The sequence below is a fragment of the Asaia sp. SF2.1 genome (assembly GCF_000505765.1).
In the GTDB taxonomy this organism is placed as follows: Bacteria; Pseudomonadota; Alphaproteobacteria; order Acetobacterales; family Acetobacteraceae; genus Asaia; species Asaia bogorensis.
This window is the reverse complement of sequence record NZ_AYXS01000002.1, coordinates 58,715-72,075: the sequence shown is the minus strand read 5'-3', so window position 1 is coordinate 72,075 and position 13,361 is coordinate 58,715. Positions and strand designations below refer to the sequence as shown.

Here is a 13,361-nt window from a genome sequence, read left to right as displayed (position 1 = left end):
GGGCTGCCCCGCAATCCGGCGCTGCCCGGCCCCTGCGTGCGATACTTATGGGCTTTGCCACCTGCCTCGTCCTGCCGGCTCTGACAGCAGTGGCAGCGACCCCGCATCACGCCACCCATGCCCGCCCGGGCCATGGCAGCGTCGCCCCGGCGGCCAATCCGCCGGAAGATGCCATTCTGGGAACGATCAACGGTCAGGTTCTGACCGAGCGCGACGTCGATAACCGCGGCAAGCTTTTTGCACTCTCTACGGGGCTGAATATCAGCGCCGACCTGATGCAGCGCCTGCGCCCGCAGATCATTCGTCAGCTGGTCGATGAGCGCATCAAGACGCAGGAAATCCTCAAGCGTCACATCAATGTCGAACCGCAGCAGATCGCCCAGGCCATCAACAACATCGAATCCCGCAATGGCATGCCCAAGAATGCCCTGCGTGATCGACTGGCGCAGGATGGTGTATCGCTCACCACCTTGATCGACCAGATCCGCGTGCAGATCGGCTGGATGCAGGTGCTTCGAGAGGAAATTTCGGGCCGCGGGCGTATCACGGCGCGTGAGATAGCCCAACGCGAGGAAGCCCTCCGTGCCGAGGAAGGCCGCGCGCAGTACAATGTGAGCGAGATCTTCATTCCGGTCGCCGATCCGCGCCATTCCGAAACCGAGCTGGAATTTACCAAGACAATCATTACACAGCTGCGCAACGGGGCGCCTTTCCCTATCGTCGCCGCGCAGTTTTCGCAGGCCCAGACCGCGCTTGACGGCGGAACAATGGGTTGGGTGCAGGAAGACAGCCTCGACCCGCCAGTTGTCGAGATCGTGCGCCAGATGCCCATCGGGGCCATTTCGAATCCGGTGAAGGTGGCGGGCGGCTACGTGATCGTCACGGTCAACGGCAAGCGCACCATCGGCCATCAGAACGTCACGATGATCACGGTACGTCAGGCCTTCTTCCCCTTCTCCTCACCGCTCAACCCACAGGCGCCGACGGATCAGCAGAAGCTGACCCTCCAGAAAGCCACGGCCGCCGCACAATCTGTGCATGGCTGTGAGTCGATGGAGGCGCTCAATCGCTCTCTGGGTGAGAAGCATCCTTCCGATCCAGGCGGTCAGCTCGTCCTCGAGCGCCTGAACCCGCAGATGCGTCAGGTACTGGCCGATCTGCCCGTCGGGCTGTCGAGCCGCCCGCTTGTCTCCTCTGATGGTATCGCGCTGCTGACGGTCTGCACCAAGGGGCAGAAGAATATTGCCCAGCAGAGCCCGAGTGAGATTGCCGACAGCCTGATGAATGAGCGCGTCGAACAGGCCTCGCGTCAGCTCGAGCGTGATCTGGAGCGTCGCTCCGTCATCGAGATGCGCAAGGACGACAAGACCGCTTCGGCCAAGGCAAGCAATGACGCTGCTGCCGATGATGAGGCCCCCGCCAAGCCTGCCCATCACGGGTCGGGGCAAGGCGGTGCGGCACAGGGTGGCAAGCCCCACGGCAAGCCAGTGTCGGACCAGGGATGACCCTTCCATCCCTGCGTGACGCAATCCGGATTCATGGTCTGGATGCGAAGAAATCCTTCGGTCAGCATTTTCTTCTCGATCCGGGAATCGTTGCCCGGATCGCCGCACTGGCTGGCGACATGGCTGGACGGCAGGTGGTCGAGATTGGCCCCGGTCCCGGTGGCCTGACACGCGCCCTGCTGGATACGAAAGCCGATGCGGTGCATGCGGTTGAGATCGATCAGCGCGCCTGGCCCCTGCTGGATGAACTTGTCGCCCACGCGCAAGGCAGGCTGCATCTGATCAAGGCGGATGCCACGTCTCTGGACTGTGCCACGCTATGCCCCGCGCCACGCAAGATCGTGGCCAACCTGCCCTATAATGTCGGCACGCCTCTTCTGGTCGCATGGTTACGTCAGGCAGCGTCTTGGGAGCGCATGACGCTCATGTTCCAGCTTGAGGTGGCCGAGCGTATCTGTGCTGCGCCCGATACCGGTGCCTATGGCCGACTGGGTGTGCTGGCGCAGTGGTGCGCAACCTGCAATGTCGTCATGAAAGTCCCTGCGGGTGCCTTCTCCCCCCCGCCCAAGGTAGAGTCGGCTGTGGTCGATATCGTCCCGAAGCCCATCCAGCCTTCAGCCTCGATGTTCAAGGCGATGGAGCATGTGACGCATCTTGCCTTCGGGCAGAGAAGAAAGATGCTTCGTGCCTCGTTGCGTCCCATTGGCGGCGAGGCCCTGCTTGAAAAGGCAGGAATCATCGCGACGAGGCGGGCCGAGACACTGTCGATCGACGAGTTTGCCACGCTTGCAAAACTGGTCTGCAAAGAGGGCTGAGCCGCGCTCAGTGCTTGCACTGGGCTGAGCGAACGCCCATACAGGGTAGACGCGGGTGCTTTTGGCCGGAAATGCGGGTGCATGTGGCGCCCGAAACAGATCCACGAGAGCATGTTTGCACGCATAATTCTTCTGCGTGGCCGCTATACTATCAAGGAGCCTTGCTATGGCAACAGGCACCGTCAAGTGGTTCAACTCAACAAAGGGCTATGGCTTCATCAAGCCGGATGCCGGTGGCGACGATGTGTTCGTGCACATTTCTGCCGTTGAGAAGGCCAACCTTTCCTCCCTCAACGACGGCCAGGCGCTCTCTTATGAGACCGAAGTCGGACGCAACGGCAAGACCTCGGCAGTAGCTCTCAAGCTTAGCTGAATCCAGCCGTTACGGGTGCCGGATTCCGGTAGAGGAAAGCGAACAAAACCAGTCGGGCGCGCAAGAGCCTCCCTTGGTGACCGTTCACGTCTCGCCGGATCTGCCCTGTCTCTGCACGGGGAGGACCATTTCCTCCCCCTCGGGTCGCTTTGAGCCCCCGCTTCCCCCTCAGAATGCAATCGATGTCGCGACAGCGAAGCTGCGCCCCTGCCCCCAGCTATTGCGGTAAACCGACCCTGTCGGAGCGATGATGTAACCCTGGTTGAGCAGGTTGACCGCATTGAGTTGCAGGTTGATCTGCCGCAAAAAGAGTTGCGTCACCGTCCATGATGCAAAGGCATCAACCGTGCCATAACCGGGCACCTGGAAGCTGTTATCAAGCGCTGCCGAGCGCGTCCCCACAAGATGGACACCGCCACCTGCACGCATCGACATAGCGTGCCACGGCAAGACGCCATTCCAGGTTAGGAACAGGCTCCCGCTGTTTTTCGGCACGCCAATCAACTGGCGCCCCTCAGTGGCAGGCGTATCACGCAGCGTCCGGGCATCGGTCCACGCATAGGCGAGCACGGTGCTCCAATGGGCAGACAGTGCCCCTGTTACACTTGCCTCCAGACCTTTGGACCCGGCCAGACCGGTAAGACGCTGCACGATGTTGCCATCGCGATCCTGCCCCGCAGTCTGGAGAACGTTTTTCTTGCGGATATGATAGAGGGCGAGATCGGCTGTCAGGCCGCCATGCGCATAACGTGCCCCGACTTCAAATTCCCGACCCGTCGTGGGCTTGTAGCCTCCCTGCAGCACGCTGCCAGCGGAGAGCTGATTTGCGCCGAAGGATTGCGAATAATCGCCATAGAACGAAACGCTCCTGAATGGCTGCCAGACGAGCGCGGCAAATGGTAACGGCTTTGTATAGGATGCATCGGTCGTCTGGATGAAGGGAATCCCACTGCCATAGCGCAAACCGAACCACTGGTAGCGCACGCCGCCGCTTGCAATCAGGCTGCTTGTCAGGTGGATATTGTCCTTGAGATAGCCAGATGCCGTATTGATGTTCTGCTGCAGATTGCTGTTTGCCGGATTGGGGCGCCCGACGGGTTCCAGCCCCCCATAGACCGGATTGGCCGGGGTAAAGCCACCCTGATTGGCTGACTGATAGAACACCCCCTGATCCTGATTCCGGTTTTCGTAGTCGATACCCGCCGTGATTTCGTGACGCATCCCCCACAGATCGTGATCGCCCAGATAATCGAGGGCGACACTGCCATTGGCACGGATTGTCCCACCATTGGCACGATAGCGACGTAGCAGAATGCCGGTACGCGCCGAGTAGCTCGAAGGGTCAGCCTGCCTGTCATGATAATCGTCGCGGTTATAGCCACCGGACAGCCTGAGCCTGTCATGCATCCCGATCCGGTAGCCCAGATGACTGGCGATGAGATGACGGGCACCAAAAGACGCGGTCCAGGGTTCATCAAGACGCTTCTGAGGACCGGAAACCGGATTATTCCCGACAAAAACGGCGCCGCGATCCAGCACATTGTCGTAAGCGACATATTCGTAAGACAATGCGCCATCCCAGCGTTCGTGATGCCAGCTGAGTGTCGGTGCCACCAGGATCTGCTTGTTGGCGCCAAAATTACGCCAGTAATTCTCGTTGCGGTAACTGCCAATCAGACGGAAAGCCAGCGTCTTTCCGAGCGGCCCGGTAACATCGACATGACCATTTCCACCTCCCAGAGAGCTCCACTGGGTCCCCAAAGCTGCTCCCCAGCGCCGGAAATCGGGCGCCTTGGTGATGACATTGATCACACCGCCTGGCTCCTGCATGCCGTAGAACAGTGAGGCTGGCCCTTTGAGGATCTCGACGCGCTCGGCAGTATCACCCTGATAATTGCGTCCAATGGGCATCCTCACCCCGTCGCGCAGGATGGACCCATCATCAATAGCCCCAAAGCCACGCTTGATGAGGGCATCCTGTGTACCGCCGAAGTTGTTCCCGATTGCCATACCGGGCACGTATTTCGCCATGTCTTCCATGGTCTGCGGCGAGAAGTCCGCGAGCGTCTGATGGGTGACGACATTGGTGGTCTGTGTCTGTTGCAGAAACGGGGTGGCGCGCTTGTCCCCCATAGCGCTTTCGGCAGCGGCATAACCACCACGTGCCCCCATTACGGTCAGCACCTCATGGTTCTGATGGTGCCGCGCGTTCGTCTCGCCTCCCTGGCCTTCCCGGTGCGGGTGGGTGATATGGCGCTTCGGTGCGTCACGCGTGGCGATATCATCCCCTGTCCGCCCGGGGCTTACAGCATTGTCGCCAGGTTTGCCCTCCGCCAAGGCATCAGGCGGCAAGGTCATGCCAAGTGCCGCAATGAGGACGATTCCGGGGCCAGACAGGCTCACCCCATTTTGTGGGTTGAGAATGTTTCTCATTCGCTAATCGTTGGCACAAAGAGTTACGTAACGAAACCGTGAGTCACGGTTTCGAGAGCCTATTTTTTTAACAAAGTATGAGATCGTACGTCAGTCGGCTGACTAGGGGCCAGCCGTGCTGCACAAAATAGGCTTCAACGACCAGCCATATAGTCGCGGGTCAATGGAACAGCATCGATATCGGCAGTCAGCTGAAGCTGGAAGTTCATGTGGCCCTGCAGTCGGAAAGACAGTTCGACCCCAACGAGGTAGAACTCGAACATACGGCAGAAGCGCTCGTCATACAGCGCCTTGATCTTCTCGCGATTGGCCGCAAAGCGCTCACGCCAAAGCCGGATCGTTTTCGCGTAATGCAAGCGCAGGATCTCGCAATCCGTCACCCAAAGGCCGGCCCGCTCGATTGCAGGAAACACTTCGCTCAAAGCCGGGGAATACCCACCGGGGAAGATATATTTATCGATCCAGGGGTTGGTGGAACCCGGCTCATCCATACGTCCGATCGAATGGACAAGCGCCACACCCCCAGGCCGAAGCGCCTTGCGCAGGGTGCGGAAATAGGTGTCGTAATGGCCTATGCCGACATGTTCGAACATGCCGACTGAAACGATGCGGTCATACTGCCTGTCGAGCTTGCGGTAATCCATGAGCTTGAAGGTTACCAGCCCTTCAAGCCCCGCCGCACGGGCACGCTCGCGGGCCACCTGAAGCTGTTCCTGCGAGAGCGTGATGCCTGTCACCTTGGCGCCGTAGTCACGCGCCAGCGTCAGGGCCATGCCTCCCCAGCCGCAACCGATGTCGAGCACATCAAGGCCGGGCCGGTCGAGTTGCAGCTTGGCAGCAATATGATGCTTCTTGGCGAGCTGCGCCTCTTCCAGTGTCATGTCGTCAGAAGTGAAATAGGCGCATGAATACTGACGGTCTTCATCGAGGAAGAGGTCGTAGAGTCTTCCGTTCAGATCATAGTGATGAGCGACATTGCGACGTGAGCGCCTCTGCCCGTTCCATTGCCGAAGAAACCGCGTGACGAAACGGGCCTTTTCCTCGACGCGATTAAGCAGATGGTGACTACCGTGGATGTTGAGCATGAGAACGCTCAGCACATCCTCAAGCGAGCAGTCCACCGAGACGATGTCGCCATCCATCCAGCCCTCACCAAAGGCGAGCCCGGAATTCAGAAGGAGTGCTCTCAGCGCCTTGTCTGTCTTGACATGAATGACTGCGCTCGGACCGGGACGCGTCCCCTTGTAGCGGCGTTTTTCACCACCGGGCAGGATGACGTCGAGTGCTCCGGCACTGATAAAGCGCTTCAGAACACGGTCCAGCAGAAATATCATGGTCAATCCCGCTCTTCTCACATCAATTCAAGTAATTGAACGAGGAAAACCTGAGATCGTCAACTGGCCCCAATAACACAAAACCCGACTGCCTGAGGCAGCCGGGTTTTACATTCAATCGCTAAGCGATGCGTCTTTTCAGACGGCAGCGCCTTCGACTTCACCTTCAGCCGCGGCGTCTTCACCCTCGACTTCGGTTTCGAGAACGTATTCGTCCTCTTCAGCGACGATGGCTTCGCCACGTGCCTGACGCTCGGCTTCTTCTTCCGAACGGGCCACGTTGACCGTAACCGGGATCGACACTTCCGGGTGGAGGGCAACGCGTGCCTCGACCAGACCCAGCAGCTTAATCGGCTCGGCGAGGACAACCTGGTTGCGGCTGACGCTCAGGCCAGCAGCCGTCACAGCAATCGCGATGTCGCGCGTCGTGACGGAGCCGTACAGGCTGCCACTGTCACCAGCCTGGCGGATGATGACAACGCTCAGGCCATGCATACGCTCGGCAAGACGCTCGGCCTCTTCACGACGCTTGAGGTTCTGGGCCTCAAGCTGTGCGCGCTCGGTCTCGAAACGCTGGCGGTTCTGGGCGTTGGCGCGGAGCGCCTTGCCCTGGGGCAGCAGGAAGTTACGGGCATAGCCGGGCTTAACGCGGACGATATCGCCCATCTGGCCCAGATGCTCAACGCGCTGCAGCAGGATGACTTCAGTCTGTGACATGCCTGTCTCCTCAGTTCATCACGTAGGGGAGCAGGGCAAGGAAGCGGGCGCGCTTGATCGCCTGCGCCAGCTCACGCTGCTTCTTGGCCGAAACCGCCGTGATGCGGCTCGGAACGATCTTGCCGCGCTCGGAGAGGAAGCGGCTCAGCAGACGCACGTCCTTGTAGTCGATCTTCGGCGCATTGGGGCCGGAGAACGGGCAGGACTTGCGGCGGCGATAGAACGGACGGCGGGCGCCGACGGCAATGCGACGGGCGGCCGGGTTGATTTCGTTGGTGTTCTCGTCAGACATCGCGATTACTCCGCATCCATCTCGGCACCCTCACGGGCGCGGTATTCTTCACGATCGTCGCCACGACGGCCGCCACGGCCGCTGTCGAAACGACCAGCAGGCTTGGAGTTGCCACCACGGAAATTGCCACGATCGCCGCGATCATCGCCCTTGCGGGACAGGATCGGAGACGGGTCCTGGGTGATTTCCTCAACGCGCAGCGTGAGAACGCGCAGAACGTCTTCGTTGAGGCTCAGCTGACGCTCCAGCTCGCGGATCTGGTCCGGACGGGCATTCAGGCCGAGAAGGACGTAGTGGCCCTTGCGGTTCTTCTTGATGCGGTATGCGAGCGAACGCAGACCCCAGAATTCGCGCTTCTCGATGGAACCCCCATCCTGGGTGAGGAGGGTTTCGATCTGCTCGACGAGGGTTTCGACCTGCGCCTGCGAGATATCATTACGTGCGATAAGCACGCTTTCGTACAACGGCATATGAGCTCCCTTCGGATTGCTTCAACCCAACCGCCCGACCGGGACCGGTCGGATCAGCGCCTCTTCCACAAGGCTCGGGTATAGCCGGGACGATGCCTTCGTCCGGCAGGGAAAGGCGGCATAAAGCACATACGTCCCTACGGGGGCAAGAGTTTTCCTGCCTCGGAACGCTTCCATGCGAGCGACAGCCTGCTTTCCCGCCTATTTGTCCAAGCGATGGGTGCGCTCAGGGGCGGAGCAGATGGGCCGGCAGGGTGAGGCCAAGATCGTCGGGCACCGCCCAATGCTCTTCCTCGACCATGATTGGCACGAAGCCCGCAGCCTTGTAGGTGGGGAGCGCATTGGGGTGATCGGCCGTGCAGGTATTGACCCGCATGACCCGCGTAACCTTGCGCCAGCCATGAGATATGGCAGCCGCCAGCAATTTGCGGCCAAGCCCCTTGCCCTGCGCGCCTGGCACGAGCCCGAGATAGGACAGATAAGGGGTTTCCGGCTTGTGCATATCAAGCTCGAAAAAACCGGCCACGCCCTGCGGCCCCATCAGACGCCAGATTTCCGTATGGCGTGAAGCGATGATGCGATGATGCGATGAAGGGTATCAGCAGGCATCATGTACCGCATCCACCAGCAATGCGGAGCGCCGATCAGACGGTAAAGCGCCAGATAATCATCCACATCAGGATGCCAGCGCTCGATGTGATAGCCTTCAGGCCAGCCGATATGGGCCGAAGGTGGCGGCCTAAGACGTTCAAGGAACGTCACCTCGACCGTGACTTCGGTCGTGGGACGCTCCGGAATCGTCTCAAGCCAGGGCTCCATGAGCCGTTCCCGCCGATCAGTTATCGTCGAGGAAGGAGCGCAGCTTGCGGCTGCGGCTCGGATGCTTGAGCTTGCGCAGCGCCTTCGCCTCGATCTGGCGGATACGCTCGCGGGTCACGTTGAACTGCTGCCCCACCTCTTCAAGCGTGTGATCGGTGTTCATGCCGATACCAAAGCGCATACGCAGCACACGCTCTTCACGCGGGGTGAGTGAGGCCAGAACGCGCGTGGTTGCCTCGCGCAGATTGGTCTGGATCGCGGCATCCAGCGGAATGACCGCCGTCTTGTCCTCGATGAAGTCACCAAGATGGCTGTCTTCCTCGTCACCGATCGGAGTTTCGAGAGAGATCGGCTCCTTGGCGATCTTCAGCACCTTGCGCACTTTCTCAAGCGGCATACCCAGCTTCTCGGCCAGCTCTTCGGGTGCAGGTTCACGTCCAATCTCGTGCAACATCTGGCGCGAGGTGCGCACGAGCTTGTTGATCGTCTCGATCATATGCACCGGAATACGAATGGTGCGTGCCTGATCGGCAATCGAGCGCGTAATGGCCTGACGGATCCACCATGTCGCATAGGTCGAGAACTTGTACCCACGACGGTACTCGAACTTGTCCACCGCCTTCATGAGGCCGATATTACCTTCCTGAATCAGATCCAGGAATTGCAGGCCACGATTGGTGTATTTCTTGGCAATGGAAATCACGAGACGCAGATTGGCCTCGATCATTTCCTTCTTGGCACGCGTGGTATCACGTTCGCCACGCGACACCACGGCATAGACGCGACGGAACTCACCGACCGGCAGACCGGTGCTGTGCGCCAGATCGGCCACCTGATTACGCAGATCGATGATCTGCTCGGCATAGCGCGTGGTGAAGTTCTTCCACGACTTGCCGGGCAGCGCCGAAACGGAGGCCAGCCAGTTCGGGTCGAGTTCGTAGCCGCGATATTTCTGCAGGAAGTCATCGCGCGAGACGCGGCACCCCTCGGCCATACGCAGCATGCGGCCTTCGAGGTTATTGAGGCGCTGGAACTGAACCTTGAGCTGGGTCACCAGCTCCTCGATACGGTTGTTGTGCAGATGGACCTGCTCGACCATCTTTACGAGTTCCATACGAAGCGTTTCGTATTCCTGCTCGGAAGAGCCTGTGGTCTCGGACCCGCTGGTCAGCGTCTCGATGCGACGCACCTGAAGCGCACGCAGTGTATCGTATAGCGGCTCGATGGCCTCGAAATGCGCGAGGATCTCGGGCTTCAGCTTCTCTTCGAGGGCAGAAAGCGACAGGCCGGAGCTCTCCGGGTCGCCACCTTCCTCGTTTGCGGGCTCCTCGTCGAGATTGTCCTCGTTCTCCTCGGCGTTCTCGCTCTCGGCGGTTTCCTCTTCAGAGGGACCACCCTGCATGGCTTCAAGATCAACGATGTCGCGCAGCAACATCTCGCCTTCCTTGAGCTTGTCGTGCCAGGAAATAATGGCGCGGAAGGTCAACGGGCTTTCGCACAGCCCGCCAATCATCTCATCGCGGCCCGCCTCGATCCGCTTGGCAATGGCGATTTCGCCCTCGCGTGACAGCAGCTCGACCGAGCCCATCTCGCGTAGATACATGCGCACCGGATCATCTGTACGACCGGCGCTTTCGCTCACATTACCAGTGGGAGATTCTTCGGATTCCTCGGCCTCTTCCTTTTCCTCGGATTTCTCCTCGGCTTCGTCAGAGTCCTCGTTTTCCTCATTCTCGACGACCTGAATCCCCATCTCGGAGAAGATCGCCATGATGTCCTCGATCTGCTCGGAGGACATCTGATCCTGCGGCAGGACAGCGTTCAGCTCGTCAAACGTGATGTGACCGCGCTCGCGTCCCTTGGCGATGAGCCGCTTGACGGCACCGGACTGCGTGTCGAGGACATTGGTATCGCCGTCCTGGTCCTGCGCGTTCCGCTCCGTTCCCGTGGCCGCTTTCGTCGCCATACCCTACTCCCTGCTCCCGCACGCCCTATCGAACGCCGCACTTAAAACCAGCCATGAAAGAAACGCGCTTGGCCAGCGCTCTGCAATCACAGAACGCCGCCCCACCCGCCAGCCTGAGGCCGACCTGTCTTTCATTTGCGATCCACCAGCGCGAGCGCCAGCAATTTCGGCATCGTGCAGGTGGGCGATACGGGCCACGAAGTCAAGGGCCGGGGGCGCTCTTTTCGCGTTACGAAACCTGCATCGTCAATCTGCGTCATCGCCCTCTTCGCCGCGGCGCAGGCGCTCGAGAGTACGCAGCCGCACCATCAGCGCCTCGGGCAGTCCTTCCAGCGCGGGATTGGCCAGTGCCGCCTGCATGTCCTGCTCGACCTCACGCATGAAGGCCGGGAAATTGACCAGCCCGAAGAAATGCCACCATTGCTGAAGCGGGGCCTGATTGAAAAGTCCGCCCGTCTCGGCTTGCGCGGAGGGCACAACGCCCCGCGCAATCAGTTGCCGGGCCTCATCGCCCAGCCCCTCATGATCGAGCGCCGCAAGGGCATTCTGCTCTGTCAGGAGGTCCGACGAACCGATTTCGGCAAACCAGTCGAGAATCGTGTCGCGGATCTCATCGAGCGGATGGGGCAGATCGAGGCGGCCATAGGGGTCTTCGATCTGCGGCAGAATGGACGGGTGGCGCAGCACCAGAACCGTCAGCACCCGCAGACGCTCTCCCGCCCCGTCCCCTACAGCAATATTTCGCACCCGGCTCTTGCCGGAATCCGGCCGTGAAGGCCCACTCCGCCCCTTGCCCCGACGTGACGATGCGAAAAACCGCTCCATCAATGCACGTCGGTACTCAGCGGCAAGGTCCCTGTCCGCCACCAGTGCGGCAGAGGCCTCCAGCCGCTTTTTCAGCGCTGCACGCTGCTCGGGCACATCCTGCTTCACACCGGCCTGCATGAGCTGGAACAGCTCGTCCGCCAGAGAGGTTGCTCCATCAAGCACCTGACGCATGGCCTGAGGGCCATCGCGCCTGATCAGGCTGTCCGGGTCATCCTTGGGGTCGAGGCGGCAGAATTGCAGACTGCGCTCCGGCGTCAGAAGAGGCAGGGCCAACTCAGCCACACGAAGCGCCGCCCGCGCCCCGGCAGCATCGCCATCAAGGCACAGAATGGGATGCGAGGCCTCGCGCCACAGAAGCTCGAGTTGCTCAACACCCATCGCCGTGCCGAGCGGCGCAACCGCAGCTTCGAACCCGGCCTGTGCGAGGGCGATCACATCCATATAGCCTTCAGCCACAACCAGCTTCTGTGCCGGATCGCGCAAGGCATTGCGGGCCTGATCGAGATTGTAAAGCGCGCGGCGCTTCGAGAACAACGTGGTCTCGGGGCCATTCACATATTTAGGCTGGGCGTCGCCAAGAGTGCGCCCACCAAATGAGATCAGCCTGCCCCGCCGGTCGCGGATAGGGAACATGACACGCGAAAAGAACAGCTCGCCTCGCGGTGCGCCATGTTCATCTACACGCATCAGCCCGGCCTGCAAAAGCTGCTCGGCCGTAATATCCTGCCCGCGCAATGCCTGAAGCAGCGCCCCCCGTCCCTCGCCCGCCCAGCCAAGGCCGAAGCGCTCGATCGTTGCCTCGGTCAGGCCGCGTCGCCTGAGATAGGACAGTGCCTGACGCCCTTCAGGCGCATAGAGGGCCTGGCGATAGACGTTCTGTACAGCCTCGAGCACATCGCCAAGAGATCGCGCCTCGCGCGATCGGGCCTCCTGCCAGGGGTCCTGCCGGGGCATGTCGAGCCCGGCTTCATTCGCCAGTTGCTCGACGGCCTCCGGGAAGCTGCGTCCCTCGCTTTGCATGACGAAGGAGATCACATCGCCATGGACGCCGCAGCCAAAGCAATGGAAGTGATCGTCATAGACATAGAAGGATGGCGTCTTTTCCCCATGGAAGGGGCAGCATGCCTTCCAGTTGCGGCCTGAACGGCTGAGCTTGGTGCGGCGCCCGATGACAGCTGCAATCGGGGTGCGGGCACGCAGCTCGTCCAGAAAACCAGGATCGAACGCCATCGTTCAGCCTGCCCTCAGGACAGACGGGCTTTGACGACAGGATTGACGCGACCCATATCGAGGGCGCTGCCAAACTTGGCCTTGAGCACGCCCATGACCTTGCCCATCTCCTTCATACTGGTCGCACCAGCCTCGGCAATCGCCGCATCGATCTCGGCATTGAGCGTCGCCTCGTCCATCTCGGGCGGGAGATAGGTCTTGATCGTCTCGATCTCGGCTTCTTCCTTTTCCGCCAGTTCGGGACGACCGCCTTCGCGATACATCGTGGCGGACTCGGTGCGTGACTTGATCATGCTGCGCAGCATCGGAAGGATATCCTCGTCACCGACTTCCTTGCCATTGGCACGCGCCGCAACATCCAGATCCTTGATACGGGCAGTGATGCCACGAATCTGGGCTACGCGATCCATCTCCTTGGCCTTCATGGCGGTCTTGAGATCGGTGGAGATCTGTTCTCTCAGGGACATTGTCTCATTCCTTTTTCGGATCACGCCACATGATTTCGGGAATATTTTTCCCACATATCAGGCAACGCATGTGAGTGGGAAAAAACTTCCCAATCTCGTCTCAAGGGCTTAT

Annotated in this window: 13 protein-coding genes; 3 read left to right on the top strand and 10 right to left on the bottom strand. The window is 60.3% G+C overall.

Annotated features, from left to right (window positions below; genetic code table 11):
* Positions 1 to 47: 47 nt before the first annotated feature.
* From P792_RS23175 to P792_RS23165, 3 genes are all read left to right on the top strand, one after another.
* Positions 48 to 1,505, top strand: a complete 1,458-nt coding sequence (locus P792_RS23175) for a peptidylprolyl isomerase (RefSeq protein WP_081866698.1) — start codon at positions 48 to 50, stop codon at positions 1,503 to 1,505.
* The gene (gene rsmA / locus P792_RS23170; protein WP_023977649.1) at positions 1,502 to 2,320 is read left to right on the top strand and encodes a 16S rRNA (adenine(1518)-N(6)/adenine(1519)-N(6))-dimethyltransferase RsmA; all 819 of its coding nucleotides are present in this window, start codon (positions 1,502 to 1,504) and stop codon (positions 2,318 to 2,320) included. The genes P792_RS23175 and rsmA overlap by 4 nt, the downstream gene beginning before the upstream one ends.
* Before the next feature lie 166 nt (positions 2,321 to 2,486).
* Positions 2,487 to 2,693 (top strand): cold-shock protein, encoded by a 207-nt coding sequence (locus P792_RS23165; protein WP_023977648.1) that lies wholly within the window; start codon positions 2,487 to 2,489, stop codon positions 2,691 to 2,693.
* Between the two features lie 168 nt (positions 2,694 to 2,861).
* On the opposite strand, the gene P792_RS23160 is transcribed toward P792_RS23165, so the two are convergent.
* The 10 genes from P792_RS23160 to P792_RS23120 all read right to left on the bottom strand — a co-directional run bounded on the left by P792_RS23160 (position 2,862) and on the right by P792_RS23120 (position 13,249).
* A complete protein-coding gene (locus P792_RS23160; RefSeq protein ID WP_235075385.1) occupies positions 2,862 to 5,126 on the bottom strand; it encodes a TonB-dependent siderophore receptor in 2,265 nt (754 codons plus the stop codon).
* 134 nt (positions 5,127 to 5,260) lie between these two features.
* Positions 5,261 to 6,460: a cyclopropane-fatty-acyl-phospholipid synthase family protein gene (locus tag P792_RS23155; RefSeq protein WP_023977646.1), complete on the bottom strand. Its 1,200-nt coding sequence runs from the start codon at positions 6,458 to 6,460 to the stop codon at positions 5,261 to 5,263.
* A gap of 138 nt (positions 6,461 to 6,598) precedes the next feature.
* Positions 6,599 to 7,177 carry a 50S ribosomal protein L9 gene (gene rplI, locus P792_RS23150; RefSeq protein ID WP_023977645.1) on the bottom strand — a complete coding sequence of 193 codons (579 nt, stop codon included), beginning with the start codon at positions 7,175 to 7,177 and terminating at the stop codon, positions 6,599 to 6,601.
* A gap of 10 nt (positions 7,178 to 7,187) precedes the next feature.
* A complete protein-coding gene (gene rpsR, locus P792_RS23145) occupies positions 7,188 to 7,469 on the bottom strand; it encodes a 30S ribosomal protein S18 (protein WP_023977644.1) in 282 nt (93 codons plus the stop codon).
* Positions 7,470 to 7,474: 5 nt separating this feature from the next.
* A complete protein-coding gene (rpsF, locus tag P792_RS23140; protein ID WP_023977643.1) occupies positions 7,475 to 7,939 on the bottom strand; it encodes a 30S ribosomal protein S6 in 465 nt (154 codons plus the stop codon).
* Positions 7,940 to 8,165: 226 nt separating this feature from the next.
* A complete protein-coding gene (locus P792_RS35785) occupies positions 8,166 to 8,465 on the bottom strand; it encodes an N-acetyltransferase (protein WP_235075384.1) in 300 nt (99 codons plus the stop codon).
* Positions 8,466 to 8,479: 14 nt separating this feature from the next.
* Complete coding sequence (locus P792_RS35780; protein ID WP_023977641.1) at positions 8,480 to 8,758, bottom strand: hypothetical protein; 279 nt, start codon at positions 8,756 to 8,758, stop codon at positions 8,480 to 8,482.
* 16 nt (positions 8,759 to 8,774) lie between these two features.
* Positions 8,775 to 10,724 (bottom strand): RNA polymerase sigma factor RpoD, encoded by a 1,950-nt coding sequence (gene rpoD, locus P792_RS23130; protein ID WP_023977640.1) that lies wholly within the window; start codon positions 10,722 to 10,724, stop codon positions 8,775 to 8,777.
* A gap of 246 nt (positions 10,725 to 10,970) precedes the next feature.
* Positions 10,971 to 12,782: a DNA primase gene (gene dnaG, locus P792_RS23125; RefSeq protein ID WP_023977639.1), complete on the bottom strand. Its 1,812-nt coding sequence runs from the start codon at positions 12,780 to 12,782 to the stop codon at positions 10,971 to 10,973.
* Between the two features lie 14 nt (positions 12,783 to 12,796).
* Positions 12,797 to 13,249, bottom strand: a complete 453-nt coding sequence (locus P792_RS23120; RefSeq protein ID WP_023977638.1) for a GatB/YqeY domain-containing protein — start codon at positions 13,247 to 13,249, stop codon at positions 12,797 to 12,799.
* Between the last annotated feature and the right edge of the window lie 112 nt (positions 13,250 to 13,361).